The 26,116-nt window shown below is 71.7% G+C and carries 24 protein-coding genes and 1 pseudogene; 11 read left to right on the forward strand and 14 right to left on the reverse strand.

Annotation, left to right across the window (positions count from 1 at the left end; translation table 11 throughout):
• Positions 1–182 precede the first annotated feature (182 nt).
• Positions 183–1,106, forward strand: a complete 924-nt coding sequence (locus tag H4W31_RS07720) for a pectate lyase family protein (protein WP_192771916.1) — start codon at positions 183–185, stop codon at positions 1,104–1,106.
• Between the two features lie 50 nt (positions 1,107–1,156).
• Here the strand turns inward: H4W31_RS07720 and H4W31_RS07725 are convergent, their stop codons facing one another.
• The 4 genes and pseudogenes from H4W31_RS07725 to H4W31_RS07740 all read right to left on the reverse strand — a co-directional run bounded on the left by H4W31_RS07725 (position 1,157) and on the right by H4W31_RS07740 (position 4,364).
• Entirely contained in the window at positions 1,157–2,734 is a 1,578-nt protein-coding gene (locus H4W31_RS07725; protein ID WP_192766031.1) for a serine hydrolase domain-containing protein, read from the reverse strand.
• A 105-nt stretch (positions 2,735–2,839) separates the two neighbouring features.
• Positions 2,840–3,163: a hypothetical protein gene (locus H4W31_RS07730; protein ID WP_192766032.1), complete on the reverse strand. Its 324-nt coding sequence runs from the start codon at positions 3,161–3,163 to the stop codon at positions 2,840–2,842.
• Between the two features lie 119 nt (positions 3,164–3,282).
• Positions 3,283–3,609, reverse strand: a pseudogene (locus tag H4W31_RS07735) (ArsR/SmtB family transcription factor); the annotation flags it as partial.
• A gap of 173 nt (positions 3,610–3,782) precedes the next feature.
• Positions 3,783–4,364 carry a CGNR zinc finger domain-containing protein gene (locus tag H4W31_RS07740; RefSeq protein WP_192766034.1) on the reverse strand — a complete coding sequence of 194 codons (582 nt, stop codon included), beginning with the start codon at positions 4,362–4,364 and terminating at the stop codon, positions 3,783–3,785.
• 159 nt (positions 4,365–4,523) lie between these two features.
• On the opposite strand from H4W31_RS07740, the gene H4W31_RS07745 reads away from it, so the two are divergent.
• Positions 4,524–5,249 carry a hypothetical protein gene (locus tag H4W31_RS07745; protein WP_192766035.1) on the forward strand — a complete coding sequence of 242 codons (726 nt, stop codon included), beginning with the start codon at positions 4,524–4,526 and terminating at the stop codon, positions 5,247–5,249.
• Between the two features lie 26 nt (positions 5,250–5,275).
• On the opposite strand, the gene H4W31_RS07750 is transcribed toward H4W31_RS07745, so the two are convergent.
• Positions 5,276–5,866, reverse strand: a complete 591-nt coding sequence (locus tag H4W31_RS07750; protein ID WP_192771917.1) for a TetR/AcrR family transcriptional regulator — start codon at positions 5,864–5,866, stop codon at positions 5,276–5,278.
• Between the two features lie 123 nt (positions 5,867–5,989).
• On the opposite strand from H4W31_RS07750, the gene H4W31_RS07755 reads away from it, so the two are divergent.
• The 3 genes from H4W31_RS07755 to H4W31_RS07765 all read left to right on the forward strand — a co-directional run bounded on the left by H4W31_RS07755 (position 5,990) and on the right by H4W31_RS07765 (position 9,574).
• Positions 5,990–6,442: an SCP2 sterol-binding domain-containing protein gene (locus tag H4W31_RS07755; protein WP_192766036.1), complete on the forward strand. Its 453-nt coding sequence runs from the start codon at positions 5,990–5,992 to the stop codon at positions 6,440–6,442.
• 159 nt (positions 6,443–6,601) lie between these two features.
• Entirely contained in the window at positions 6,602–7,816 is a 1,215-nt protein-coding gene (locus tag H4W31_RS07760) for an acyl-CoA dehydrogenase family protein (RefSeq protein WP_192766037.1), read from the forward strand.
• A gap of 54 nt (positions 7,817–7,870) precedes the next feature.
• Positions 7,871–9,574: an AMP-binding protein gene (locus H4W31_RS07765; RefSeq protein WP_225945430.1), complete on the forward strand. Its 1,704-nt coding sequence runs from the start codon at positions 7,871–7,873 to the stop codon at positions 9,572–9,574.
• A gap of 115 nt (positions 9,575–9,689) precedes the next feature.
• On the opposite strand, the gene purD is transcribed toward H4W31_RS07765, so the two are convergent.
• Together purD and H4W31_RS07775 are read right to left on the reverse strand one after the other, a co-directional pair.
• Complete coding sequence (gene purD / locus H4W31_RS07770) at positions 9,690–10,964, reverse strand: phosphoribosylamine--glycine ligase (protein WP_192766038.1); 1,275 nt, start codon at positions 10,962–10,964, stop codon at positions 9,690–9,692.
• A gap of 173 nt (positions 10,965–11,137) precedes the next feature.
• The gene (locus H4W31_RS07775; RefSeq protein WP_192766039.1) at positions 11,138–12,436 is read right to left on the reverse strand and encodes an adenylosuccinate synthase; all 1,299 of its coding nucleotides are present in this window, start codon (positions 12,434–12,436) and stop codon (positions 11,138–11,140) included.
• A gap of 127 nt (positions 12,437–12,563) precedes the next feature.
• On the opposite strand from H4W31_RS07775, the gene H4W31_RS07780 reads away from it, so the two are divergent.
• Positions 12,564–13,565: a diacylglycerol kinase family protein gene (locus H4W31_RS07780; RefSeq protein WP_192766040.1), complete on the forward strand. Its 1,002-nt coding sequence runs from the start codon at positions 12,564–12,566 to the stop codon at positions 13,563–13,565.
• A 98-nt stretch (positions 13,566–13,663) separates the two neighbouring features.
• Positions 13,664–16,414: a MinD/ParA family ATP-binding protein gene (locus H4W31_RS43670; protein ID WP_192766041.1), complete on the forward strand. Its 2,751-nt coding sequence runs from the start codon at positions 13,664–13,666 to the stop codon at positions 16,412–16,414.
• A 13-nt stretch (positions 16,415–16,427) separates the two neighbouring features.
• On the opposite strand, the gene H4W31_RS07790 is transcribed toward H4W31_RS43670, so the two are convergent.
• A complete protein-coding gene (locus tag H4W31_RS07790; RefSeq protein WP_192766042.1) occupies positions 16,428–17,363 on the reverse strand; it encodes a GNAT family N-acetyltransferase in 936 nt (311 codons plus the stop codon).
• A 105-nt stretch (positions 17,364–17,468) separates the two neighbouring features.
• Between H4W31_RS07790 and H4W31_RS07795 the strand changes: the two genes are divergently transcribed.
• Both H4W31_RS07795 and H4W31_RS07800 read left to right on the forward strand, forming a co-directional pair.
• A complete protein-coding gene (locus tag H4W31_RS07795; protein ID WP_192766043.1) occupies positions 17,469–18,068 on the forward strand; it encodes a CGNR zinc finger domain-containing protein in 600 nt (199 codons plus the stop codon).
• A 77-nt stretch (positions 18,069–18,145) separates the two neighbouring features.
• Positions 18,146–18,592: an NUDIX hydrolase gene (locus H4W31_RS07800; protein WP_192766044.1), complete on the forward strand. Its 447-nt coding sequence runs from the start codon at positions 18,146–18,148 to the stop codon at positions 18,590–18,592.
• A 67-nt stretch (positions 18,593–18,659) separates the two neighbouring features.
• Here the strand turns inward: H4W31_RS07800 and H4W31_RS07805 are convergent, their stop codons facing one another.
• The gene (locus H4W31_RS07805) at positions 18,660–19,088 is read right to left on the reverse strand and encodes a DUF3151 domain-containing protein (protein WP_192766045.1); all 429 of its coding nucleotides are present in this window, start codon (positions 19,086–19,088) and stop codon (positions 18,660–18,662) included.
• A gap of 274 nt (positions 19,089–19,362) precedes the next feature.
• On the opposite strand from H4W31_RS07805, the gene H4W31_RS07810 reads away from it, so the two are divergent.
• Complete coding sequence (locus H4W31_RS07810) at positions 19,363–20,589, forward strand: LOG family protein (protein WP_318783078.1); 1,227 nt, start codon at positions 19,363–19,365, stop codon at positions 20,587–20,589.
• A 58-nt stretch (positions 20,590–20,647) separates the two neighbouring features.
• Here H4W31_RS07810 and fbaA read toward each other — a convergent pair whose 3' ends face one another.
• Together fbaA and H4W31_RS07820 are read right to left on the reverse strand one after the other, a co-directional pair.
• Positions 20,648–21,673: a class II fructose-bisphosphate aldolase gene (fbaA, locus tag H4W31_RS07815; RefSeq protein ID WP_192766047.1), complete on the reverse strand. Its 1,026-nt coding sequence runs from the start codon at positions 21,671–21,673 to the stop codon at positions 20,648–20,650.
• 131 nt (positions 21,674–21,804) lie between these two features.
• A complete protein-coding gene (locus H4W31_RS07820) occupies positions 21,805–22,185 on the reverse strand; it encodes a phage holin family protein (protein WP_192766048.1) in 381 nt (126 codons plus the stop codon).
• Between the two features lie 166 nt (positions 22,186–22,351).
• Here H4W31_RS07820 and H4W31_RS07825 point away from each other — a divergent pair, with 166 nt between their 5' ends.
• On the forward strand, positions 22,352–22,564 hold the full coding sequence (locus tag H4W31_RS07825) for a hypothetical protein (protein WP_192766049.1): 213 nt from the start codon (positions 22,352–22,354) through the stop codon (positions 22,562–22,564).
• Here the strand turns inward: H4W31_RS07825 and H4W31_RS07830 are convergent.
• From H4W31_RS07830 to H4W31_RS07840, 3 genes are all read right to left on the reverse strand, one after another.
• On the reverse strand, positions 22,555–24,132 hold the full coding sequence (locus tag H4W31_RS07830; RefSeq protein ID WP_192771919.1) for a glycosyltransferase family 4 protein: 1,578 nt from the start codon (positions 24,130–24,132) through the stop codon (positions 22,555–22,557). The genes H4W31_RS07825 and H4W31_RS07830 overlap by 10 nt on opposite strands.
• A gap of 217 nt (positions 24,133–24,349) precedes the next feature.
• Complete coding sequence (locus H4W31_RS07835) at positions 24,350–25,480, reverse strand: LCP family protein (protein ID WP_192766050.1); 1,131 nt, start codon at positions 25,478–25,480, stop codon at positions 24,350–24,352.
• 1 nt (position 25,481) lies between these two features.
• The gene (locus tag H4W31_RS07840) at positions 25,482–25,961 is read right to left on the reverse strand and encodes a SigE family RNA polymerase sigma factor (protein WP_192766051.1); all 480 of its coding nucleotides are present in this window, start codon (positions 25,959–25,961) and stop codon (positions 25,482–25,484) included.
• Between the last annotated feature and the right edge of the window lie 155 nt (positions 25,962–26,116).

The following is a 26,116-nucleotide window of genomic DNA, read 5'->3' on the forward strand; positions in this document are numbered from 1 at the left end:
TTTCCAGGTCCCCCGTCCCGGTGCGCCGGACCCCCCGGCCGCACCCGTCCACCTACCGCTGGCGGCTTCCGCGTCCCACCCGCGACCCGGCTGCCGGGGTGGACCACTTCCACTCGGAGGTAGCTGTGACCAGCACCAGAACCACCAAGTCCGATCGCACCCGGCGGCTCACCCGGGTGCCGATGCTCGCCGCGGCCACCGCCGCCGTACTCGCGGCCACCTCGCTGGCCGCGATGCCAAGCGCGTCGGCCGCCTCGTTCAACATGCAGGGTTGGGCGACCCAGTGCGGCGGCACCAGCGGCGGCGGCAGCGCCTCCCCGGTGACCGTCACCAGCGGCAGCCAACTGGTCAGCGAAATGCAGGCCAGCGGCGCACGCGTGATCCGGTTCTCCGGCAGCCTGTCGATCAGCGGCATGCAGAAGGTCGCCGCCAACAAGACCATCATCGGTGTGGGCAGCGGCGCGGCCATCACCGGCGGCGGGCTCAACGTCGCCAGCGTCAGCAACGTCATCATCCGGAACATCAACTTCCGGAACTGGAGCGACGACGCGATCAACGTGCAGTACTCGACCCGGGTCTGGATCGACCACAACAGCTTCACCAACGGCAACGACGGCGCGGTTGACATCAAGCGGGCCTCGGACTGCGCCACCGTCTCCTGGAACCGGGTCTTCGGCCACGACAAGTCGTTCCTGCTCGGTCACTCCGACGACAACGGTGGCGAGGACCGCGGCAAGCTGCGCGTGACGTACCACCACAACTGGTTCGACGGTTCCGAGCAGCGGCACCCCCGGGTCCGGTTCGGTAACCCGGTGCACGTCTTCAACAACTACTACAACAGCGTTGGTGGCTACGGCGTCGCCTCCACCGAGGGCGCCGGTGTGCTCGTCGAGGGCAACTACTTCGAGAACACCGACGACCCGTACCACCTGGGCGAGGCCGACTCCGGCCCCGGCACCCTGGTCGCCCGGAACAACCACTTCGTGAGCTCCGGTAGCGGCCAGACCGGCGGCAGCGTCGCGGGCCTGCCGTACAGCGTCAGCGTCGACCCCGCCGCCAACGTGAAGTCGATCGTCACCGGCGGTGCCGGCACCGGTCGGATCTGATCGTGGGTGCGGGCGTCGGCCGACTCGGCGCACAGCACACCTGATCCGCCTCACCCGGCGGTCGACGCCAGCGGGTGCTCCGGTCCAACGGACCGGGGCACCCGCTCCACCTTGCCCGACAGGGCGTACCCGGCGAGACCGAGACGGAGCAGCGCGAGGGTGCCGGCCAGCACCGCGACCACGATGATCATGTGCCCGATGTCCGGCGCGAAGAGCAGCACCTGCGCCAGACCGGCACCGTCCCAGAACGTCGGGACCCCGTACAGCACCCCGGCCGCCAGCCCGACGCAGCCGAGCACCCAGCCCAGGGTGCCGACGACGATCCGGCGGCGCGACGGCGGAGCCCCCACCGGACGTCGGCGCCGGCGGATCGCCCGCACCGACATCCAGACCAGCAGCACGAGCAGCACCCCGGCGACCGCGAGCAGGCCGGCCAGCGCCCAGCCGAAGACCGGATCGGCGGAACCCGCCTCGACGGCGCCACCCCGGACGATCCGGGCGACGTTGAACGCCGCCGAGGCCAACGGCCAGTCCATCGCCAGACTGTAGATGTTGGACAGGACGATCACGGCCAGGTCCGACCCGGGTACGAGCACCACGTTGCAGAAGAAGTTGGCGGTCGCCCCGGCATGCCAGACGATCCGGTCACCGGTCCCGTCGAGAGTGCTCTCCCGCCAGCCCATCCCGTACCGGCCACCGCCCTCGGTCGCGACCACACCGGCGTGCAGTTGGGCGACGCCCTGGCCGGAGAGGAGCGCGGCGTCGGCGTACCGGCCGTCGTTCAGTTGGGCGATGGCGTAGTGCGTCATGTCCGTCAGGCTCGCCCCGAGGAAGCCGTACGACACTCCGGAGGTGTCGAAGGGCGGGTCGAAGCGTTGCGGACGGCCGAAGTAGTAGCGGTGGCCGGCGGGTATCCCACCGATGGCCCGTGCCTCGACGTCGGTGGCGGCGGAGCGGGTCATACCGAGCGGATCCAGCACGGACCGACGCAGGTACCCGCCGTAGGTCTCCCCGGTCACCGTCTCGACGAGTACCCCGAGGATCATGTAGTTGGCGTCGCTGTACTGGTACTCCCCGCCGGGAGACACCGTCGGCGAGACCGTGGCCAGGTCCCGCACCGACCGGGCCAGGGCGCCGGGCGTGTTGTCGTACCGGTCGGTCAGGCCCATCGCCACGACCTGCGGCAGCCCGGTGGTGTGGGTCAGCAGCTCCCGTACGGTGATCCGGGCCGCGACCGACTCGTCGGCGAGCCGGAGCCACGGCACGTACCGGCGGACCGGGATGTCGAGCCCGATCCGACCGGCCTCGACGAGTTGCATCACCGCCAGGGCGGTGAACGACTTGGTCACCGAGCCCAGCACGAACGGCGTCTGCGCGGTCACCGGCGCACCGTCGCCGTCGACTCCCCACGCGCCCTGGCCGACGACCTGGTCACCCCGGACCACCGCGTACGCCAGACCCGGTGTCCGGGTGTCGGTCATGTGCTGCCGCAGGTACGCCTCGACCCGGGTGAAGTCGTCGCCGGCCGGCTCGCCCGAGGCGGGCCCGGCCGGGGTGGCCACGGCGATGGGCAGCGCCGCGACCATCGCCGCAACCGCCAGTACCACACGCCGGATGTCGATCCTCATCGCAATCCTCCGCTAGGGGTCCCCCGCCCGGTCCCTCGGACGGTCGAGCCGATCCGGCTCGGGTCGGGTCGGGTCAGCCGATCTGGCTCGGCTCTGGTCGGGTAGTCAGCCGATCTGGCTCAACAACCGCTCCAGTTCGGCCAGGCGCTGCCGGACCTCGACGAGTTCGTCACGGGTGGCCCGCAGTTCCGAGCGCATGCCCTGAAGTTCCACCGTGGTGGCCGACACGGCCTCCGCGGTCCGCTCCTCGGCGTCGGCGGTGCGCTCGGCCAACGCGCGGTACTGCTCCGCGTCGGCCGATGTCTGTCGGGCCCGGTAGATACCCAGGGCCACGTAGCCGACGATGGCGGCGAGCACGATCACCAACCCCGCCGAGGCGATCATCGTCGTCTGTGCGATGTCCAGGTCGGCGGCCAATACTCTGCTCACTGGCGTCTGTCCTCTCCCGAGCTGCCCGTTCCCGGGTCGTCCGCGCCCGGTCCGTCTGTTGCTGGTCGCTCTGTTCCTGTTCCTGTTCCGGCTGTTGCTGGTCCGTGCGTTACTGGTCCGCCGGCCGGCGGGTCCTGAGCCTCCGGTGAACGCACCGCCTCGGTGATCACCTCCGGGGTGAGCCCCACCGCGAACGGCACGACCTCGAAGTACTTCACCGAACTGCCGTCCCGGGCCGTTTCGAGGGTTCCGACGACCAGACCGGCGGCCTCCAGCCGCTGTAGGTGCATGTAGAGCAGCGGCCGGTTCATCTCCAGCTGTCGAGCCAGCTGGCTGACGTAGGTGCGGCCCTCGGCGAGTGCGGCGATGATCCGCAGCCGGTGGGGACTCGCCAACGCGGTGAGCACCCGCAGCAGTTCCTCCACCGAGTGCGGAGCGTGGTCCATGCTTCCGGTTCCCTTCCCGGGTGTCAGAGAAGACTGACACCCCCTGTCAGATGACACTGACACCCTCAGCCGGCCGCGTCAAGTGGTGATTCGGGAAGCGGCGAGGAAGGGGAGGGAAGGGGAAGCAGCGAGGCAGATCGCCCGGCGGATCGGGCCAGTCGGCCCGGTGTGGATCAGCCCTGGCGGACCGACGTCGAGCCGGAGCCGGCGACCCGGGCCCGGTAGGCGGCTACGTTGGTCCGGTTGCCGCAGTACTCGTACGAGTGCCAGCGGCGGCTGCGGTTGCGCGTGGTGTCGTAGAACACCTCGCGGCACACGTCGTTGGCGCAGAGGCGCAATCGGGACCAGTCACCGGCGCCGACGAGCGCGGCAACGTCCTGGGTGATTCGGCCGACCACCGGATCTCCGGCGACCTGGCGCAACTCCACCTGTCCGGGCACGGAGAAATCCTGCTGGAACGTCACGGCCGAGACGCGTCCGGAGAATGCGGCCCAGCCGCCGGCAGCGTCGGCGGGATCGGCCGCGTCGACCAGGGCCAGAAGATCGGATCGGACGGCCCGGACCAGGTCGAGCCGCTGCGCCGAGGGGACGCCGTCCTCCTGCCCGAAGGGACGCAGGACCTGCGCCACCCGCTCGGGGTCGTCGAGCTTGTCCGGCATATTGGCGTAGGGACGCGAGTTCAACAGGTCCACGACCGCCACAGCAGCGGCCGGGACGGCCATCTCCCGATCGGTTCGAGTCGCGCCGGTCACCATCCGGCCATAGTACGTCGACATGGTCGTCTTGACTAAGCCCATTACCGACCTGGCACATGGCATGCTAGCGTCGTAATCGGCAAAACATTTTTGCCTATTACGTAATCAGAGCGGCGTACCGAACCGGTCAGCCCCGACACGAATGGTGAGAACCCCGAGATGACCGAGCTACGAGACTTCACCATCGCCGCGCACGGTGGCCTGGAGCGGTGGAACCAACTCACCTCCCTCCGGACGCACCTGACCGTCGGTGGCGGACTCTGGGCGATCAAGCGCCAGGACGGCGCGATGGCTGACATCAACGTCCGGGTCGACCTCCACCAGCAGTTCACCAGCCACTTCCCGTTCGGCGGGCCGGGGCTGCGCACCGCCTTCACCGCGGACCGGGTCGCGATCGAGACCGATGCGGGCGAAGTGGTCGAGGAGCGCCAGGATCCCCGCGCCGCCTTCACCGGGCACAGCCTCGACACGCCGTGGGACCGGCTGCACCTGGCCTACTTCGGCGGATACGCCATGTGGACGTACCTGACCGAGCCGTTCTCGTTCGCGGACCCGGGGTTCCAGACGGAGGAGCTGACGCCCTGGCAGGAGGAGGGCGAGACCTGGCGCCGGTTGCGGGTGATCTTCCCCGAGCACATCGCGACGCACCGCCGGGAGAACGTCTACTACATCGACGCCGACGGGCTGATCCGGCGACATGACTACGTCGCCGAGGTCATCGGGTCCGACACCGGCCCGGCGGCGCACTACTCCTTCCAGCACCAGAAGTTCGACGGAATCATGGTGCCGACCAGGCGGCGGGTCTATCTGCTCGGCGAGGACGGCGCCGTGCTGAAGGACCTCATGACCGTCTCCATCGACCTCGACGACGTACGGTTCGAGTGAGCGACGTCGGGTTGCGGTGAGGCCGGTCAGTCGGCAGCGGGCGGTGGCCGCCACTGGTGCCCGGCGAGCATGCTGCCGGCGCCGGTCCAGCCGAAGTTCATCATCCGGGTGGCCATCCCGTCCGGGTCGGCGTCCGGGTGGTCCGCGAGCCAGTCGGCCAGCGACTCCGCGGCGCCGACCAGGGCGTACGCCATGACTTCGAGTTCAGCCGCGCGGACCTCGCGCCCCTGCGCGACCAGGCCCCGGTCGAGCATCCCGGCGACCACCTCGATGATCCGGCTGCGCATCGCGGCCAGATCGTCCGCGAACGGGCGCTCCCCGCGCGCCTGCCGGTAGAGCACCGCCCAGCCGTCCCGGTGCGCCCCGACGAACCGGAAGAACGCCCGCAGTCCCCGCCACAACTGCTCGTCGAACGGCAGGTCGGGTACGACCGCACCGACGATCGCCTCCATCAGCCGGGTTCCCTCCTGATGCAGGCAAGCTGTGAAAAGCTCCTCCTTGGAGCCCAGGTAGGCGTAGACCATGGGTTTGGAGATCCCGGCCTCGTCGGCGATCTCGTCCATGCTCGCCGCGTGGAAGCCGCGCCGGGAGAACACCTTGACGGCGGCGTCGAGCATCTGCTGCTCGCGTACGGCTCGGGGCAGCCGCTTGAAGGTGGGCGTGGACACCTTGCGACCTTACCTACTCGTACGTAAGGTTACGCATCAGTAACCATGACTCAGCCCGGAAGGTCCATTTCCATGACTGACTTCGATCCGGCGACCTTCACCTCGGTCGATCCCAAGCAGTTCGCCCAGCTCGTCAAGTCCACTCCGGACGACAAGCTGACCGAGGTGATGCAGAGCGACCTGCGCGACACCGTACTCAAGGCGGTGTTCGGTCGGATGCCGTCGCTGTTCCGGGCCGACCGGGCGGGCTCGACCAACACGGTCATCCACTGGACCATCACGGGCCGGCCGGACGGTGGCGCGGACACCTACGAGATCGTCATCGAGGACGCGACCTGCACGGTCTCGGAGACCCCGCAGCGGGACCCCAAGCTGACCCTCACGATGGGACCCGTCGAGTTCCTGAAGATCGTCTCTGGTGGCGCCAACCCGGTCATGATGTTCATGACCGGCAAGCTGAAGGCAAAGGGCGACCTCGGACTGGCGGCCAACATCGCCAACCTGTTCGACATCCCGAAGGCCTGACCGGGCGGTTCGGCAGGCAGCCCGACCGGCGACAGCCGACAGCAGGCCCGACTGGGCGGTGCGAAGAAGGCCTGGTCCGGCCGATCAGCTGAGGTGACCGATCCCGGCACCGGCCATGGCCGGGCCCCGGAATATGACGACGTGCGGAAAGGGGACGGCGTGACCGAGTTCTCGCTCGACCTGAACGAGGAGCAACGGGACCTGCGCGACTGGGTGCACGGCTTCGCCGCCGACGTCGTACGCCCGGCCGCCGCCGAGTGGGACGCCCGCGAGGAGACCCCCTGGCCGGTGATCCAGGAGGCGGCGAAGGTCGGGCTGTACGGCTTCGAGTTCATCGCCACCTGCTGGGCCGACCCGAGCGGCCTCTCGCTGCCGATCGCCAGCGAGGAACTCTTCTGGGGCGACTCCGGCATCGGGCTGTCGATCTTCGGCACCACGCTCGCCGTGGCCGCCATCTACGGCACCGGCACCCCGGACCAGCTCGTCGAGTGGGTGCCGCAGTGCTACGGCAGCGTCGACGAACCGGCGGTCGGGGCGTTCTGCAGCACCGAGCCGGAGGCCGGTTCCGACGTCGCCGCCATGCGCACCCGGGCCCGGTACGACGAAGCCACCGACGAGTGGGTGCTCAACGGGCAGAAGGCGTACGCCACCAACGGCGGAATCGCCGCCGTGCACGTGGTGACCGCCTCAGTGGAGCCATCGCTCGGCTCTCGCGGGCAGGCCGCCTTCGTGGTGCCGCCCGGCACCCCGGGGCTGGCCGCGACGAAGAAGCTCAAGAAGCTGGGCCTGCGCGCCTCGCACACCGCCGACGTCTTCCTCGACGAGGTACGGGTCCCCGGCCGCTGCCTGCTGGGCGGACGCGAGGCACTGCTCGAACGGCTCGACCGGGCCCGCTCCGGCCAGCGTGGAAAGAGCCAGGCGGCGATGCGTACGTTCGAGTTGACCCGGCCCACCGTCGGGGCCCAGGCGATCGGGGTGGCCCGGGCGGCGTACGAGTACGCCCTGGCGTACGCCCAGGAGCGGGTCCAGTTCGGCCGGCCGATCATCGAGAACCAGGCGATCGCGTTCCAACTCGCGGACATGCGGATGGAGATCGACGCCGCCCGGCTGCTGGTCTGGCGGGCGGCCTGGATGGGCCGGAACAACCGCCCGTTCACCGCTGGCGAGGGATCTATGTCCAAGCTCAAGGCCGGCGAGGTGGCGGTGTCGGTGACCGAGAAGGCGGTGCAGATCCTCGGCGGTGCCGGCTTCCTGCGCGACCATCCGGTCGAACGCTGGTACCGGGACGCCAAGATCTACACGATCTTCGAGGGAACCTCCGAGATCCAGCGCCTGGTCATCGCCCGCGCCATCTCCGGCCGGCAGATCCGCTGACCCCGTTAGGAAGGGCCCCTTCCTATACAGAAAACGATAGTAGGGGGCCCTTCCTTGCACTTCGCCCTTCCTTTTCTTGTCGGCACGCTGACTCGGCGCGGGTTGCTCAAGCCCGGCTCGCCGAGGCGGGTGGCGGCTCAGCTCGGCGCGCTCCGGAACTGGGGGTTCAGCCTGGCCGGGGAGCTGCGTCAGGCGGCCGCCCGGGAACCGGACCGGATCGCGTTGATCGACGAGGAGCTCGGTGAGATCAGCTACCGGGACCTGTTGGACCGGGCCGAGCGGCTGGCGCGGTCACTGCGGGCCCGCTACGGCATCGGCGAGGGCGACCGGATCGGGGTGCTCTGCCGCAACCACCACGGGCTGGTCGAGACCGCGGTCGCCGGACCACTGCTCGGCGCCGACATCGTGCTGGTCAACACCGGGCTCTCCGGGGCACAGCTCGCGGACGTCGTACAGGAGCAGCGGATCCGGCTGCTGGTGTACGACGCCGAGTTCGTCGACCGGACGATCGGACTGCCGCCGGAGCTGGACCAGCTCGACGAGCGCGGATGCGCGGACCTGATCGCCGCCGCACCCCTCGGCGCACTGCGCCGACCCGGGCGGGACGGCCGGACCATCGTGCTCACCTCCGGTACCACCGGTACGCCGAAGGGAGCCCGACGGCCGACCCCGAACGGGCTCGGTCCGCTCGTCGCCATCATCGACCGGATTCCGCTGCACGCCGGAACCCGGATGATGATCGCGGCCCCGCTCTTCCACACCTGGGGGTACGCGGCGCTACAGATGGCCTTCGCGTTGCGGGGCACCGTCGTACTGCACCGAAGGTTCGAACCGGCCGCCGCCCTGGACGCGGTCGAGAGGCACCGGTGCACCGCGCTGTTCGCCGTACCGGTGATGGTGCAGCGGCTGCTGGAGGTGCCGCCGCCGGCCACCCGACCGCCGCTGGAGGTCGTCGCGGTGAGCGGTTCGGCCCTGCCCGGCGGTCTGGCGACCCGGTTCATGGACCGGTACGGCGACATCCTCTACAACCTGTACGGCTCCACCGAGGTCTCCTGGGCCGCCATCGCCACCCCTGCCGAGCTGCGCCAGGCACCCACCACGGCGGGCCGCCCGCCACACGGGACCCGACTGGCGATCGTCGACCGGAACGGCGACCCCACCCCGACCGGTCAGGTCGGCCGGATCCTCGTCGGCAACGAGTTGCTGTTCGAGGGGTACACATCGGACGCCGGGCGGCGGGACCCGGACGACGCATCGGACGCCGGGCATCGGGAGTCGGACGACACGTCGGACGCCGGGCATCGGGAGTCGGACGAGAGGCCGGTCGACGGGACCGGGACCGGGAGCCGGAGCAGAACCGGGAGCGGGAGCGGTGGCGGGGAACCGTTGGACACCGGTGACCTCGGCCACCTCGACGCCGACGGGCTGCTCTTCGTCGACGGGCGCGCCGACGACATGATCATTTCTGGCGGCGAGAACGTCCACCCGTCCGAGGTGGAGAACCTGCTGGCCGAACTCCCCCAGGTACGCGAGGTCGCGGTGATCGGCGTGCCGGACCGGACGTACGGGCAGCGGCTGGCGGCGTACCTGGTGCTGCTTCCCGGCGAGGTGCTCGATCCCGAGGCGGTACGGGAGTACGTCCGCCGCTACCGGGCCCGGTTCTCGGTCCCCCGGGACGTCATCTTCGTACCGGCCCTGCCGCGCAACGCCACCGGGAAGGTGCTGACCCGGGAACTCCGCCGGTACCACCGGGCCTGACCCGGGTTCGCCGTCGGCCGGAGTCCGCCGGCTCGGTTCAGTCGCCGACATGTTCAGTCGTCGGTCGGTTCAGCCGCCGACCTGTTCAGCCCTGGTCGGTTCGGTCGTCGGTCGGTTAGATCCGTTGCGGCGTGTCGAGCCGGTTGGACGCGGCGAGCGCCGCGATGTCGCGCCGGTACTGCGCACCGTCCAGGCCGATCCCGGCGACCAGCGCGTACGCGGCCTCCCGGGCCGTGCTCAGGTCCGCGCCGAGGCCCGTACCCGAGAGGACCCGGCCACCGGCGGAGACCAGCGCGTCGTCGGCGGCCCGGCGGGCCGTTCCGGCGTGGATGATCCCGGCACGTCCCGCGCCGGTGATCACGTCCCCGCTGCGGGCGGTCGCCGGATAGCCGGCCGACGCGACCACCACGGTGACCGCCGCGCCGGACCGCCAGCGCAGCGGCGGATGCCCGGCCAGCGTCCCGGTCGCGGCCGCGTGCAGCAGGCCGGCGAGCGGCGTCTCCAGCAGCGCGAGTACGACCTGCGTCTCCGGATCGCCGAACCGCGCGTTGAACTCGATCACGCGTGGGCCCTGCGGGGTGATGGCGAGACCGACGTAGAGCAGCCCGCTGAACGGGGCACCACGACCACGCAGTTCCGCGAGAGTGGGATGCACCACCGTCGCCATGACCTCGTCGACGGTGCCCTCGGGCAGCCACGGCAGCGGCGCGTACGCCCCCATGCCGCCGGTGTTCGGGCCGGTGTCGCCGTCGCCGATCCGCTTGAAGTCCTGGGCCGGCAACAGCGGTAGTGCGGTCTCGCCGTCGGTGACCACGAAGAGCGAGACCTCGGGTCCGGCCAGGTACTCCTCGACGACGACCCGGTCGCACGACGCGGCGTGGTCGAGTGCGGCCGACCGGTCGTCGGTGACCACCACACCCTTGCCGGCGGCGAGCCCGTCGTCCTTGACCACGTACGGGGCACCGAACTCGTCGAGCGCCTGCGCCACCAGGGCGGCCCCCACCCCGCTGCCGGGATTGACCACCGCTCGGGCCCGGGCGGTCGGTACGCCGGCCGCGTTCATCACGTCCTTGGCGAACGCCTTCGAGCCCTCGATCCGGGCCGCCGCCCCGGACGGGCCGAAGCAGGCGATCCCCTTGGCCCGTACCGCGTCGGCAACCCCGGCGACCAGTGGTGCCTCCGGACCGACGACGACCAGGTCGGCCTGGACCTCCACGGCAAGCGCCGCGACCGCCGCCGGATCGGTGATCTCCACCGGACGTAGCTCGGCGACCGCCGCGATGCCCGGATTTCCCGGTGCGGCGATCAGGTGGTCGACGGCCGGATCGGCGGCCAGCCCGAGCGCGAGCGCATGCTCCCGCCCGCCGCCACCGAGAATCAGTACGCGCACAGCGACCGATCCTACGGGTCGACCGATCCGCGACCCGACCGGCAGGCCGACCCACGACCCGACCGGCAGGCCGACCCACGACCCCACCCGCCTGTCGACTGGCGCGCCCGCCCGCGACCCGACCGGCTGGCCGGCTCGCGGGCGGTGGAACTCCGGCCGTGGCGGCTCGGGTCCTACGGCCGGGCGGGGATCAGTTCGTGCCGGACGATGTTCTCTTCACGACCTGGCCCGACACCGACCACGCTGATCCGGCACCGGCACAGCTCCTCGAGCCGGGCGAGATAGCGACGGGCGTTCTCCGGCAGTTCCGCCTCGGAGCGCGCCTTGGAGATGTCCTCCTCCCAGCCGTCGAGCTCCTCGTAGATCGGCACCGCGTGGTGGATCGCGGTCTGCGTCATCGGCATGTCGTCGAACCGCTCGCCGTCGATCTCGTAGCCGACGCAGATCCGCACCTTGTCCAGGCCGGAGAGCACGTCGAGCTTCGTGACCACCAGGTCGGTGATGCCGTTGAGCCGGACGGCGTACCGGCCGATCACCGCGTCGAACCAGCCGCACCGGCGTTCCCGGCCGGTGGTGGTGCCGTACTCGGCGCCGATCTTGCGCAGGTGGGCGCCGTTGTCGTCGAACAGCTCGGTGGGGAACGGACCCGACCCGACCCGGGTGGTGTACGCCTTCGTCACGCCGATCACCTGGGTGATCGACATCGGCGGGATGCCGGCCCCGACGCAGGCACCCCCGACGGTCGGGTTGGAGGAGGTGACGAACGGGTACGTGCCGTGGTCCATGTCCAGCATGGTCGCCTGGGCGCCCTCCAGCAGCACCGTCTCGCCACGGTCGAGCGCGTCCCAGAGCACCACCCGGGTCTCCGCGATGTACGGCCGCAGCCGCTCCGCGTAGCCGAGGTACTCCTCGGTCACCGCGTCGACGTCCAGCGCCTTGCGGTTGTAGACCTTGAACAGCATCTGGTTCTTCTCGCGGAGCGCCAGTTCGAGCTTCTTGCGCAGGATGCCCGGGTCGAGCAGGTCCTGTACCCGGATGCCCATCCGGGCGACCTTGTCGCCGTACGCCGGGCCGATGCCCCGGCCGGTGGTGCCGATCCGGGACGAGCCGAGGTACCGCTCGACCACCCGGTCCAGGGCCCGGTGGTGCGGCATGATCAGGTGTGCGTCGCCGGAGATCCGCAGCCGGGAGACGTCGACGCCCCGTTCGGCCAGGCCGTCGATTTCCGAGATCAGCACCTTGGGGTCGACCACCACCCCGTTGCCGATCACGATCACCGCGGTCGGGGACAGCGCCCCCGACGGCATCAGGTGCAGCGCGTATTTCTGCCCGTCCGGGGTGACCACCGTGTGCCCGGCGTTGTTGCCACCCGAGTACCGGACGACGTAGTCGACCCGGTCACCCAGCAGGTCGGTAACCTTGCCTTTGCCCTCGTCGCCCCACTGCGCCCCGATGAGCACGATCGCCGGCATCTTTAAACCCGCCTCCAGGGGGCTCGGGTGCCAGGTGGCGACCGCGTGGCGAGCCCGAGGTGTCAGGCTAACAAAAAGTGACGACCCGGCCAGCAGAGGCCGGGCTGGCGGCAGGAGGCGACTCCCGGTGTACGACGTGGTACTGCTCACCCTCGACTCGGGTGAGGACGGCGCGGCGGGCTGTGGCTCGGGCGGCGACTGCTGCTCCGCCGGCCCGGCCGGCAGTCGGGCCGACTGTGCGGACACTCCACGCGTACCCGTGTTGGCCTGTGCGGATGCCCTGACGGCCCGGGGCGCCCGGGTCGAGTCGGTGACCGCCCGCTCGGACGCGGAGATCGACGCGGTACTGGCCCGGCTGGACGGCCCGCCCCGGCCGGACGGGCTCGACTGGCCCGATCCGGATGGTAAGACGCGACTCGTGATCGCTACCGCGAGTGACAGTCAGTTGCGCGCAGTAATGCGTCGGATGGTCCGCCGCTACGCCCCGCCGCCCAGCCGTCGCCCGAGCGACCTCGCCGGCAACCGCACGGTTCCCGACCTGCCGCCGGTCGGCCTGTTGCCGCTCGACCCGGCCCGGTCGGGTACGACGGCCGCGGAGACGTTCCGCGACCTGGTCGGCCAGCTCCGGCTTCCCCGCGACCCGGCCGGAGTCGCGGCGGCGGTGCTGGACGGCCGGGTACGCCGCCTCGACCTGCTCCGCAACGACGGCGGTTCGGTCACTCTGGACGGCGCACTGCTCGGCGCCGCCAACGACGACGGCCAGCCGCTGGCCTGGCGCGGACGGGTCGAGGTCGACGACGCCGTGCTGTCGGCTGGCGACGATCCGCTGTTCGCCTGCGCGATCGGCAACGCGGGCGGCTATGCCGAGTTGGCCGGGTTGGCACTGCTCTCGACGGCGGACCCGACCGACGGCGTGGTCGAGGTCGCGGTGGCCGTACCGGTCGTGGCCCGGTCCCGCTGGGGCCGCCAGCGGGTACGCCTGGAGGTGCGCCGGGCCCGGGGCCGCGCGGTTGCGGTCACCCCTCGGGATCCGGAGGTTCCGTTCCTCGACGACGGGGTTTCCGGGACGTTGAGCCGGAAGCGGTCGTGGTGGGTCGAGCCGGGGGCGTGGGCAGTGTACGACCACTGATCTCTTGTGGAAGGCTGTAGGTGGGGACCTTCGTGCCCGGCCCAAGGCCGATCGGCGGGCATATCCTCGGGTAGTGGAGGGGAGGTAGGTAGGCCGTGGTGGACAATCATGGAAACCGGGTGTACGTGCCCGGTCAGGTTCCGGCGGCGCCGCGTGCGGAAGAGCCGCTGTGGCCACCGGACGAGATCGTCGCCGAGCCTCGCGAGGACTCCGGACCGATCTCCGGTTGGGCGCCGCCCCCGCCACCGCTGCCCGATGCCACCCCGCCGCCGCCCGATCCACTGGCGGGAGTTCCGCAGCCGGTCGCGCATCCGCCGTTCCATCCGAGTACGCCGCCCGCGATCCCGGCACCGCCCGGACCCGTGCCGCCGGTGCAGGCCATCCCGCCCGCCTTCGGCCCGCCGCCCGGTCCCGCCGCTCCGCACCTCCCCGCCGTCGGCCAGCCGGTACCCATTCCACCGGTGACCGCCGTTCCGCTCGTGCCGCCACCGACTCCGCCCGTTCCGGCGCCACACTCCGGTGTGCCGAACTCGGCCGCACCTGTCAGCTCGCCCCGGGCCTGGCCCACCACCGGTGGGAGCTCCAGCCGGGGCCGCGCGACGGTGAACACCGGCGACACCCGCCGTGCCGACACGACCGGGCGTCCGGAGAACACCGGGGCGCCGGACCGGCCGGCGAACGGCACCGAGCAGCGCCCCGGACCGGTCGAACCGCGACCTTCCGGAAAGGCGTCGGTCGAACCGCGCCCGTCCGGGAAGGCCTCCGTCAGCCCGGCCGCCGGCAAGGCGTCCGTCGAGCCACGGCCCTCCGGAAAGGCGTCCGTCAGCCCGAACGCCGGCAAGGCCTCGGTCAGCCCGACCATCGGCGGGACGTCCGCGAACCCGACCCCGAATCCCGCGAACCCCGCCACGGGTTCCGGCAACCCGGCCACTGGTTCCAGCAGTCCGGCCACGGGTTCCGGCAACCTGGCGACGGGTTCCGGCAACCCGGCCACGGGTTCCGGCACTCCGGTCACGGGCGAGGCGGTCGCCGGTCAGGTCATCGGTGAGGCGTCTCCGAACCCGGTCACCGGCGCGGCGTCCGCCAACCCGGCCACCGGCGAGGCGGCGGCCAGCCCGAACACCGGGGCGGCGGCGACCAGCCCGAGCATCATCGGAGCCGCGGCCGGCCCGAACGCCGACGGGGCGCCGGTCGCCGATCCCGCCCGCAGCACCGGACGGGCCGATGCCGCAGTGGAGCAGCGCGAGTCCCCGCCCGACGGCGGTGCGGCCGAGACCGGCGCGGCCCCGGCCGAGGACGCCGTCCAGGCCGGTCGACCGGCCGAGCCGGCGCGAGGTCGGGCGACGCTGCCGGCCAGCAGCCGCAGCCAGCCGGACGTCGGCTCGACGCCCCGGCCCGCCGCCGAGTCCCCGTGGGCGCAACCGCCGCAGCGGCCGGTCACTCCGCAGCCGACCACCGGTGCGGAGCCGCCGCCGACGGGATCGGCCCCGCCGGTCGTCGGCCCGTACCCGCCCACGCTCGCCCCGAACCCGTACTCGGCTGCGGCGCGGCCGGTGTCGGCGTACCCGCCGGTGCCGGGGCCACCGGTCCATCCGCCGGCCCCGCCCCAGCAGATCCCGCCGCCCCCGGTCGGGTATCCACCGCCGACGGGGACCAACTATCCGGCCACCTCCGGCTACCCGGCTTCGCAGGGATATCCGGCCTATCCGCCGCCGCCGGTACCCGGCCCGCCGCCGACCGGACACCAGTCCGGCTGGGCACCGCAACCGCCGCCCGGCCACGAGCCCCCGCCCGTTCCGCCGCACCCCGGAGTCAGCGAGGTGCCGCAGCAGCCGTACCCGGAGGCTCCCGGCGTGCAGCGGGTGCCGAACCAGGCGTCCCAGAGCTACCCGGACCCGCTCTGGACGCCGGACTCGGGGACACCCACGGCGGAGGACTTCGCCCGCCGCCGGGCGGTCCGGCCGGCCGACCCCGTCGCGCAGATGGGCGTACGGGCCGCGGTCAACAAGACCACGCTCGGGCTGGTCCGGCTCGCGCCCGGTCGGCAGGAGCAGGAGTTCAAGCAGGACATCGAGATGATCCGCCGGAACTTCGGCGGGCTGCGTCAGGTGACGGTGGTCAACCCGAAGGGCGGCGCCGGAAAGACGGTGGCGATCCTGCTGCTGGCGATGACCTTCGGGCAGAAGCGCGGCGGCTACGTGCTCGCCTGGGACAACAACGAGACCCAGGGCACCCTCGGCATGCGGGCCCAGCAGGACTTCCACTCCCGGACCGTCCGGGACATGCTGCGGGACCTCTACCAGTTCCGGGGCGCGCAGGGCCGGGTCGGCGACCTGTCGCAGTACGTGCGTTCGCAGAGCGAGGGCATGTTCGACGTACTCGCCTCCGACGAGTCGGCCACCGGCGGCGAGATGCTGACCGCCGCCGCGTTCGCGGAGATCCGTGAGGTGGTCAGCCGGTTCTACAAGCTGATCTTCGTGGACACCGGCAACAACGTCCGGGCCCAGAACTGGCAGGCGGCGATCGACGCCACCGACCAGCTCGTGGTGACCATGTCCGCCCGTAACGACTCGGCCGAGACCGCCGCCCGGATGCTGGACCACCTGGAGCAGAGTGGCCGACAGCGGCTGGTCCGGCAGGCGGTGACGGTGGTCTCCATGCCACCCTCCCGCAAGGAGATCGACCTGCCGGCGATCGAGCGGCACTTCGCGGCCCGGACCCGGTCGGTGCTGCTGGCCCCGTACGAGCGCCTGATCGACACCGGCGAGCCGATCCGGTACGCCGGGCTCTCGTCCGCGACCCGGGACGCCTGGTTGAAGATCGCCGCCTCGGTGGCCGAGGGGCTGTAGGAGGAATCCCGAGTCAGAACGAGCGGGTGAACTCCAGCCGGTCCGCGAAGTTGTCGTAGCCGGCGCGCTGGAAGCCCTTGTACATCGCGACGTTCTGGACGTCGCAGTCGCCACGGATCTCGGTGGCACCGTTCTCGACCAGGATGCTGGTCCCGCGTGCCACGACCGAGCGGCTGTAGCCCCTGCCCCGGTGCGCGGGGGCGACGCCGACGAAGCCGATCACCGGAAAGGCGGGGCTGCGGGCCGGCAGGCTGACCACGGCCGGGCTCCCGTCGGCGGCGTACCCGATCTCCCACCACTGCGGTTCGTGGTCGAGTTCCGCCGACTCCTCGAACAGCAGCTCGGCCGCCCTGCGTACGCCGTGTCGCCGGACGTCCGCGCCGAGCCGGGCGTCGGCGGTGTCCGCCAGGAGGGCCGCCAGCAGGTCGACGAAGGGTTCGGGGCCCAGCTCGGCGAGGGACCGGAAGTGCAACCGTGGATCCGGCGCGGGCAGTTCGGCGCCGGCCAGCCAGCGGAAGCGCCGGCCGTCCCGGGCGACGGCGAACCCGGCCCGGCTCAGTAGGTCGATCCGGCGCTCGCGGTCGCGCTGGAACTGCGGCGCCTGGGCCGGCGAGTCGACGACGTGGCCCAGCCCGGTGGCCCCGTGCCTGCCCGCCACGACGGCCGCCTCGGTGAGCAGCGCGAGCCCGACGGCCGGCTCGGGGTCGGCCCAGGGAGCCTCCAGGAGTACGACGTCGGTGGGCACCTCACCGCCGGGCAGGGCCCAGAGCACCACGCTGCCGACCAGGTGGCCACCGCCCTCGGCCACCAGGCACCACTGCGGCCGGGTGCAGCCCTTGGCGAGCAGGTCGGTCAGGTACGCGCGGGTGGCGTCGTTCCGCTCGACGTCGTCGGGGTACTGGACGAGGGCCGGAATCTCCTCGGGATGGGCGGTTCGGATCATCGTCATCGGAACAGTCCTTCGCAGTTGAGATACCGCCTAAGCGTTTTCACTGGCATCGCGAGCAGTGGAGCACGGTACGGCGATACCGGTCAACTGGATATGCTGGTCTCTATGACCGAGGACGCCGACGCCCGACGCCCCGCACCGGGCCGGCTCCGCCTCGTACAGGACTTCTGCAACAGCGTGGACTTCGAGGGCGGCTGGGACGACCTCGCCGAGGTCGACAGCCTCGTGACCTGGCTGAACGCCAATGGTCATCCGGCGGACGTACCCGAAACGGGTCCCGCCGAGGTGCACCGCGCGCTGCGGTTCCGCGAGGCGCTCCGGGACCTGCTGAGCGTTCCGGCGATCCCCGGTCAGCCCGGCCCCGCAGCGGCGGACCCGAGTGGGGACCGTCGGGCCCGGGGCCGGAGCGTGCTCGCCGAAGCCGCCGCCGACCTGCCGCTCACCGTCGTGGTCGGCGAGACGATCACCCTCGCCCCGACCCGTGCCGGGCTGCCCGGGGCGCTCGCGGCGATCCTGGCGGCGCTGGCCCTCGGCGACGCCGACGGCACGCTTGGCCGGCTGAAGGTCTGCCAGGCCGACAGTTGCCGCTGGGTCTTCTACGACCAGTCGCGCAACGGATCCAGCCGCTGGTGCACGATGCGGCTGTGCGGGGCCCGGAACAAGAACCGCAGCTATCGGCGCCGCCTGCGCGAAGCCGCCCACTGACTTCCGCCCGGGTACACCGACCGGGTCGGCCAGCGGGTCGATCATCTCCCGTCGACCGCCCCGGTTAGTCTCGGCGGATGTCGCATCCGACACACCCCGTCGACGTCATGCTCCTGCTGGCCCACGGGGACCGGGTGCTGCTCGCGCTCCGGGACGGCACCGGCTACGCGGACGGCCAGTGGAATCTGCCCAGCGGCAAGCTCGAGGCCGGCGAGGACGCGCGGACCGCCGTGATCCGGGAGACCCGCGAGGAGATCGGGCTGGACCTGGACCCGGGGGAACTGCGGCTGGCCACCACGGTGCACCACCGCAACGCGGCCGGTCAGGGACGGATCGGCCTCGTCTTCGCCGCCACCTACGATCCGGACCGACACGGGACGCCGGTGAACGCCGAACCGCACAAATGCGCCGAGATCAGGTGGGTCCCGGCTCATCGGCTGCCCGGCAACACCTTCCCGTACACCAGCGCCGCAGTGGCCGCCCACCGTGCCGGCGATGTCTTCCGGCTCGATGGCTGGCCCTAGGCGCATCGCCCGCCGCACACCACCGCGCCCGGCGGGGTCGGCGCCGGGCGAGGCAGGTCAGAGAGGGTCAGGTGCCGGAGAGGGCGTCACCGGCCGCCGGGTCGCAGTCCCGGAGGAACTGGGCACACCGGGCCGCCTCGTCGGACTCACCGATCTCGCCGGCCGCCCGGGACAGCACGTGCAGGCAGCGCAGGAACCCCTGGTTGGGGCCGTGTGCCCAGGGCACCGGACCGTGTCCCTTCCAGCCGCTGCGGCGCAACTGGTCCAGACCCCGGTGGTAGCCGGTCCGGGCGTACGCGTAGGCGGCGACGACCTGGCCGGCGGCCATGGACCGGGCTGCCAGCACCGCCCAGGCCGCACTGAAGGTCGGATGCTGTGCGGCGACCGAGGCGTACGCCTCGTCGGTGTCGGCCTGCCGCGCGGCGGCGAGCGCTTCCTCGGCGTTGTCGTCCGCGGAAAGGAGCGTTGCCGGCGGTTCGGGCAAGAGGTTCTGCATCGGACCATTCAACCCGGCCCCGGCCGGCCCCGACCAGCGGGGTGTGTCACGCATGCTGGCTGAACGGTTGAGGGACCCGTCACGCGTGCGGCCGGTGCGGTTCAGCGCGGACTGGACTACAAATGAAGGTCCGGAGCCTCCCCAGGACCCGGTAACAGAGAGCCCGGCGACCCTGGTCGTCGGGCTCTCGCCGGTTTGCCGCCCGCCCCCACCCGACAGACGCGTGACAGAGCCCGGCGGCCGGGCGGTTGCCCGCCCCCGGCAAGATGGCAGGGTGCCCACCCCGCCCCCCGCTGACGTCCTCGAACCGCACGACGACACCGCCGACGAGATCGAGTCGCGTGCGGAACTCGACTCCCATCTCCGGGCCGGCAGCCTCGCCCGGCTGACCGTGCAGGGGCTGCGGCTGGATCTCGACCCGGTTCCGGACCTGGAGTCCGTCGACCTGACCGGCACCCTCTTCGTGGGCTGCCGGTTCGCGTCCCGGGAGATCGAGGCAGGTCTGGTACGCCGTGGCGCGCACGTCGTACCGGCGTTCACCGCGCTGCCGTACCCGACCCATCCGCCCCGGCTCTACACCCCGGACGACCTGGCCGCCGGCTTCGCGTCGGACGGGTTCGCCGGGATGTACGACGCCGTGGTCTACGACCACTTCCGGCTGCACGGCGGCGCGCTGCCGGAGGTACGCGAGGCGCTGGCCCAGCGGCTGCACGACCACGCCATCGACAACGCCCTGGCCGACGCCACCCGGTCCTGGCTGGCCCGGCACGGCCCCGGCTCGATGGTCGGGGTGATGGGTGGGCACGCCGTACCGCGTGGCACCGCCGCGTACCGGCTGGCCGCGACGCTGGGCTGGGAACTCGCCCGGGCCGGGCGGCTGGTGGTGACCGGTGGCGGGCCGGGGGTGATGGAGGCGGCGAATCTCGGCGCCTACCTGTCCGAGCGCTCGCCGGCCGACCTGAGCGCGGCAATCGACCTCCTCGCCACCGCTCCGGACTTCAGCGACCACGACCCGTACACGGCCGCCGCGCTCGGAGTCCGGGCCCGGTTCGAACCGGCGGTCCCGCACGCGCGGACCGGTGAGGGTGCGGTGGACGCCGACCCGCACGGCTGGGCCCGGCGTGGTGGCCTGGCCATCCCCACCTGGCTGTACGGGCACGAGCCGGCGAACCTGTTCGCGGGCCGGATCGCGAAGTACTTCTCCAACGCGATCCGCGAGGACACCATCCTGCGGCTGGCCCGGGGCGGGATCGTGTTCGCCGCCGGTCGGGCCGGCACCGTGCAGGAGGTGTTCCAGGCGGCGACCAAGACGTTCTACGGCACCGACGGCGCGAGCGGCCCGTACGTCTTCCTGGACAGCGTCTTCTGGACCCAGACCCTGCCGATCGAGGCGCTGCTGCATCCGTTGCTGGCCCTGTCGCCGGCCGGTGACCTGGCCCACCTCGTGCACATCACCGACGACGTGCACGAGGCGGTACGGCTGCTCACCACGGGCCCCTGACCCCGGCCCGGGTACGACGACGGCGGACGGCCACCCGGCCATCCGCCGTCAAAGGGCCCTACTTGGCCAGGGTCGTACCGGTGGAGCGGAGGTGCTCACACGCCTCGACGACCCGCTGGGACAGCCCGGCCTCGGCCGCCTTGCCCCACACCCGAGGGTCGTACATCTTCTTGTTGCCGACCTCGCCGTCGACCTTCAGCACGCCGTCGTAGTTCCGGAACATGTGGTCCGCGACCGGGCGGCTGAACGCGTACTGGGTGTCGGTGTCGATGTTCATCTTCACCACGCCGTAGTCCAGCGCCTCACGGATCTCCTCCAGCAGCGAGCCGGAGCCGCCGTGGAAGACCAGGCTGAGCGGCTTGTCCTTGCCGAACTTGGCGCCGACCGCCTGCTGGATCTCGTTGAGGATCTCCGGACGCAGCTTCACGTTGCCGGGCTTGTAGACGCCGTGCACGTTGCCGAAGGTCAGCGCCGCCATGTAGCGGCCCTTCTCGCCGAGGCCGAGCGCCTCGACCATGGCCAGGCCGTCCTCGACCGTGGTGTAGAGCTTGTCGTTGATCGCGTTCTCGACGCCGTCCTCCTCGCCGCCGACGACCCCGACCTCGATCTCCAGCACGATGTGCCCGGCCGCCGCGTCGTCGAGCAACTGCGAGGCGATCTCCAGGTTCTCCTTGACCGGTACGGCCGAGCCGTCCCACATGTGCGACTGGAACAGCGGCTCCTCGCCCCGGGCCACCCGGTCCTTGGAGATGGCCATCAGCGGGCGGACGAAGCCGTCCAACTTGTTCTTCGGGCAGTGGTCGGTGTGCAGCGCGACGTTGACGCCATAGTTCTTGGCGACCTCGCGGGCGTACGCCGCGAACGCGACCGCGCCGCTGACCATGTCCTTGACGCTGGGGCCGGAGAGGTACTCGGCACCACCGGTGGAGACCTGGATGATGCCGTCGCTCTCCGCGTCGGCGAAGCCGCGCAGGGCCGCGTTCAGGGTCTGCGAGGAGGTCACGTTGATCGCGGGGTACGCGAACCGGCCCGCCTTGGCGCGGTCGAGCATCTCGGCGTAGACCTCGGGGGAGGCGATGGGCATGTCAAATGCTCCTTACTAACCGCTCTCGGCCTCGACGGCCGCTGTCTGATGTAGTGCGCCGGACCGCGCTGTCCTCCGCCCGAAGTATCCCGCAGCCCGCTCGCGGCACCGCAACCCACCCGTCCCCAGGTTCAGCGCTCGGACCGGTCCGGTACGACGACGCCGATCAACCAGGTCACCACCGCCATCACGATGGCGCCCCAGAAGGCCGGCCAGAAGCCGTCGATCTCGAACGGCAGGTCGAACAGGTGCGCGATCCAGTCCGTGAGCAGGAAGAGCAGCGCGTTGACGACCAGGGCGAACAGCCCCAGGGTGAGGACGTAGAACGCGCAGCCGACGACCCGGATGATCGGCTTCACGACCGCGTTGACGACACCGAAGATCAACGCCACGACGAGCACCGTCAGCGCGTCGTCCAGGGCGGACCGGCCGGTCAGTTCAATGCCGGGCACCGCCAGACTGGTGATCCACAGCGCCACCGCGCCGATCAGCAGTCTGATCAGGAAACTCACCGCCCCATCCTGACATGGGGGTCAAACCCGGACGGGCGGTTTAGCCGGCTCGGGACCGGGCACCGTGCTCTCCGGTGCCGGCGGCGCGAACAGCCCGTACGGTGGGAAAAGCAGCACGGACCGGCAGGAGCGGTGGGAAGAGCAGCACGGACCGGCAGGAGACATCATGGGACAGCCCGACGAGGACTTCGCTCCCGGCGATCACCTCACCCCGGACGAGCGCGACCCGGAGGCGCCGCCCGCGGACGCCGTGGAACAGGCGACCGTCGCGGACCCGACGACCGAGGAACAGTCGGACGTCCAGCGCGGCCCGGAGGTCAACGAGGCCGACGCGATCGAGCAGGCCCAGGTGGTCGGCCCCGAGGACGACTACCGCTGACCCACCCGCGTCGACCCGGCCACCGCCGACACCGGCACCCGGTCCGCTCCGGACGTCTGGTCCGGCGGGCCTGCGGGATCGGGCAGCAGGCGGCGGTAGACGGCGTCGAGGATCTCGGCCTGAGCCGCCCAGGTCCAGCCGGCGAGTAGTCCCGGCCGGTCGTAGGCGGCCCGGTACCGCTCCCGGTCGGCCAGTACGGTCCGGACCGCGCGTACGTAGTCGGCGACGTCCTCGGCCCGGAACACCTCCCCCTGGCCGGTCGACCGCACCGTCTCCGCCATGGTCCGTACGTCGCTGACCACCACCGGCAGGCGGGCGTGGGCGTACTCGAAGAACTTCGTGATCAGGGCGATCTCGTGGTTGGGCCAGTGGTGGATCGGGATCACCCCGACGTCGGCGGCGGCCAGGAACGGCACCACCTGCCAGTGTTCGACGTACGGCAGCACGTGCACCCTGTCTGTCAGGCCGAGCCGGCCGACGTGGGCGACGAGCTTCTCGACGTACCGCAGGGCGGGGTTGACCACCAGGGCGACGTGCACGCCGGGCAGCTCGGGCAGGGCGTCGACCATCGTGCGGAGCCCACGCGGCTCGGCGGCACTGCCGCTGTAGACCAGCAGCGGAACGTCGGCACCCACCCCGCAGAGCTGGCGCAGGTCCGGAACGGGCTGGTCCGGGCTCCCCGGATCGTGCTCGACGGCGGGGGCGTTGAGCACCACGGCCGGGGTCTCGGCGAGGTGATGCTCGGCGCGCAGTAGCTCGGCGAGGGCGTCCGAGACGGTGACCACGGCATCGGCGTACGGGGCGTACTCGCGCTCGTGTGCCCGATGCGCGGGCAGCCAGCGGATGTTCGGCTGCCACGGGCGGATCCCGGGCAGGAACTCGTGCGCGTCCCAGACGAGTTTGACCGGCCGCCCCGCGGCGCGGCCCCGGATCGCGGCCCGGGCGCCCACCCCGAGCATCCGGAAGTCGTTCGCGTGGATCAGGTCCGGGGCCAGCTCGTCGAGGACCGGCCCGTACGCCAGCTCGTAGTCCCACAGCCCCGGTTCGAGCCGACGCCAGGCACCGTCGCCGTGCACCGACTGCCAGAACCAGGTGTACGCCCGGTCCCACGGGTTGCGGTACCGGCGGGCGTGCTGGGCCCGGTTGTGCATCTTGGTCCGGACCCAGACCCAGTAGCCGAGCAGCCGGGCCAGCACCAGTTGGATCCGTCGCCACCGCTGCGCCATCGGCCGGGGGCGGCGGCCGGACCGGGCGTCGAGGTCGAGCAGGGCGCCCCGGACCCGCAGGTCCGCCTGCCAGGCCGCCACCTGCTGCGCCCGGTGTTCGGCGATCCCGGTGGGCGGATAGGCCAGCGGCCAGCGCAGCCAGGCGCGCCGGAACTGGTGGCGCTTGCGGAACAGCGGCTCCGGCATGGGGAGCAGCCGGACCAGCGCCGCGCCGAGTCGCCAGCTCTGCGGCGCTCCGGTCGGCGACCGGCCCAGCAGGGTCACGTCCCAGCCGGCGTCCGCCGCCGAACGGGCCTGCTTCTGTACCCGGGAGTCCCCGTTCACGCCGTTGTCGACCAGCATGACGATCCGGCCCGGCGTACGGCGGGGTCGTCCGGCGTCGTCGTGCGTCATCGTTCGCGCCTCCGTCCCGCCGGACCGCCCCGCGGACCCGGCGAGTGTACGGGCCACGCCTCTGACCAGGGCAGGAACGAGATGACGGGGACGTGAACAGTTCACGACGAGATCGACCGGCACCCCCGCCCGTCCGCCGTCGACGGGGTTCGGCCGGGCGCCCCGCTCACCGGGTGACCCGGGTCGGATGCTCGCCGGCCCAGTCGTCCAGCGCGTCCCGCCGGAGGGCGTCGAACAGACTGCGGCCCTCCGCCTGGTCCAGGCTCTCGTACTCGCCCCCGGGCCCACGCGCGGAGTGGTACGTCCAGCCGATCCCCACCGCGTCCGCCGCGGCCACCGTCCGCAGCGCGCTGAACAGCTCCGCCGGGGTCATCCCGTCGAGATCCAGTACGAGGTTGTCGCCGACCGCCCGAACCAGCTCGGTGACCCGGATCGGATTCATCGCGGTCGCGGGATCGGTGACCCGGTGCATCAGCGCCTCGGCGAACCGCTGCCCGTTGCGGTCGCGGTCGTGTGCCCCGTTTTTCAGCTTGTACCGCTGACGGAGCAGGTCCTGCGCCCCGGCCCCGTCGAGTTCCTGGCAGCCGGCCGGGAAGTTCCGGGCGGTGTGGTGCGACCGGACCGGCTCCGGGAGGCACACCCGTACTCCGCCGACGGCGTCGGTCAGTTCCCGCAGTCCGGCGTAGGTGAGCGTGGCGGTGGCGTCGAACCGCACCTTGGACAGGTCGGCGACGGTCCGCTCGGTGAGCGCCGCGCCGGCCGCCAGGTCGGGCCGGGCGCCCGGCCGGTGACTGCCGAGGTAGAACGCGGAACTCAGCTTGCCGAAACCGTGGCCGGGCACCTCGACGCCGAGGTCACGGGGCAACGAGACGAGATAGGACCGGCTCCGGTCCGCCGGTACGTGCACGATCAGCACGGTGTCCGCGCGGTGGCCGTTGGTCCGGCCGTCCCCGCCGTCGACGCCGAGCAACAGGAAGTTCAGCGGCTCGGCGGGGACGGTCGTTCCGACCGCCAGCGGCGGCACCGCGATGTCCACGATCTGCGGTACGCCCACGCCCCGACCCAGCGTCGGCAGCACGAGTACGCCCAGCATCGCCAGCGCGGCACCGGTCGCCTGCAACGAACGCCGCCGGCGCCGCCGCCGGGCCGTCGCCGCGACCTCGATCGCCGTACGCAGCGGCCCGACGTCCGGGGTCAACTCCTCGTGCCGGGCGAACGTCGCCCGCAACTCGTTCTCGACCGCTACCGGGTCCGGCCCACGCGAGTACTCGAACACCCGCCCGTCGTCGTCGCTCATCTCAGGCCTCCACGAACTCGGCACGAAGGGTGGCAAGCGCCCGGGATATCGCCGACCGGACGGTGCCGACCGCACAGCCGAGTACCTCCGCGATCTCGGCGTCGGGCAGGTCCTCGTAGTACCGCAGCACCAGCACCGCCCGCTGCCTGCGCGGCAGCCGGGCCAGCCAGGTCCAGACCTGGTCCCGGTCCACGGTCGCCTCGGCGTGGTCGACGTGTACGACCACGGCCTCGTCGGGGTCCGCCCGCAGCAGCACCCGCCGGACCCAGGATCCCCGCTGCCAGTCGAGGTACTGGTTGGTCAGCATCCGCCGGACGTACCGGTCGGGAACGTCGGCACGGACGACCCGACGCCAGTTGAGCTGAACCCGCACCATCGTCTCCTGAACGAGGTCCTGGGCGAGATGGGGATCACCGGTCAGCATCACCGCATAGCGCAGCAGCGCGGTGAGCCGGGAGTCGGCGAACTCCTCGTACGTCACGTACACCTCCGGGCCTCTTGCCTAAGAGGACGGATCGACGGGGGCAAAAGATTGCTGGACGTCGGAGATCGGCCGTTGCGCCTTGCCTGGCTCGGTACGACCGGCGCGCTCGTCGCGCTCGTCGCGGTCGCCGGCCCGACATCGACCCAGGCGCC

The sequence above is a fragment of the Plantactinospora soyae genome (genome assembly GCF_014874095.1).
In the GTDB taxonomy this organism is placed as follows: Bacteria; Actinomycetota; Actinomycetes; order Mycobacteriales; family Micromonosporaceae; genus Plantactinospora; species Plantactinospora soyae.

What these genes read in the sequence shown, in the direction of transcription:
- H4W31_RS07720 (WP_192771916.1), top strand. Translation starts at nt 183, where the DNA reads ATGCTCGCCGCGGCCACCGCCGCCGTACTCGCGGCCACCTCGCTGGCC.
- H4W31_RS07725 (WP_192766031.1), bottom strand. Translation starts at nt 2,734, where the DNA reads ATGAGGATCGACATCCGGCGTGTGGTACTGGCGGTTGCGGCGATGGTC.
- H4W31_RS07740 (WP_192766034.1), bottom strand. Translation starts at nt 4,364, where the DNA reads ATGGTGACCGGCGCGACTCGAACCGATCGGGAGATGGCCGTCCCGGCC.
- H4W31_RS07745 (WP_192766035.1), top strand. Translation starts at nt 4,524, where the DNA reads ATGACCGAGCTACGAGACTTCACCATCGCCGCGCACGGTGGCCTGGAG.
- H4W31_RS07750 (WP_192771917.1), bottom strand. Translation starts at nt 5,866, where the DNA reads ATGCTCGACGCCGCCGTCAAGGTGTTCTCCCGGCGCGGCTTCCACGCG.
- H4W31_RS07755 (WP_192766036.1), top strand. Translation starts at nt 5,990, where the DNA reads ATGACTGACTTCGATCCGGCGACCTTCACCTCGGTCGATCCCAAGCAG.
- H4W31_RS07775 (WP_192766039.1), bottom strand. Translation starts at nt 12,436, where the DNA reads ATGCCGGCGATCGTGCTCATCGGGGCGCAGTGGGGCGACGAGGGCAAA.
- H4W31_RS07790 (WP_192766042.1), bottom strand. Translation starts at nt 17,363, where the DNA reads ATGACGATGATCCGAACCGCCCATCCCGAGGAGATTCCGGCCCTCGTC.
- H4W31_RS07795 (WP_192766043.1), top strand. Translation starts at nt 17,469, where the DNA reads ATGACCGAGGACGCCGACGCCCGACGCCCCGCACCGGGCCGGCTCCGC.
- H4W31_RS07800 (WP_192766044.1), top strand. Translation starts at nt 18,146, where the DNA reads ATGTCGCATCCGACACACCCCGTCGACGTCATGCTCCTGCTGGCCCAC.
- H4W31_RS07805 (WP_192766045.1), bottom strand. Translation starts at nt 19,088, where the DNA reads ATGCAGAACCTCTTGCCCGAACCGCCGGCAACGCTCCTTTCCGCGGAC.
- fbaA (WP_192766047.1), bottom strand. Translation starts at nt 21,673, where the DNA reads ATGCCCATCGCCTCCCCCGAGGTCTACGCCGAGATGCTCGACCGCGCC.
- H4W31_RS07825 (WP_192766049.1), top strand. Translation starts at nt 22,352, where the DNA reads ATGGGACAGCCCGACGAGGACTTCGCTCCCGGCGATCACCTCACCCCG.
- H4W31_RS07830 (WP_192771919.1), bottom strand. Translation starts at nt 24,132, where the DNA reads ATGCTGGTCGACAACGGCGTGAACGGGGACTCCCGGGTACAGAAGCAG.
- H4W31_RS07835 (WP_192766050.1), bottom strand. Translation starts at nt 25,480, where the DNA reads ATGAGCGACGACGACGGGCGGGTGTTCGAGTACTCGCGTGGGCCGGAC.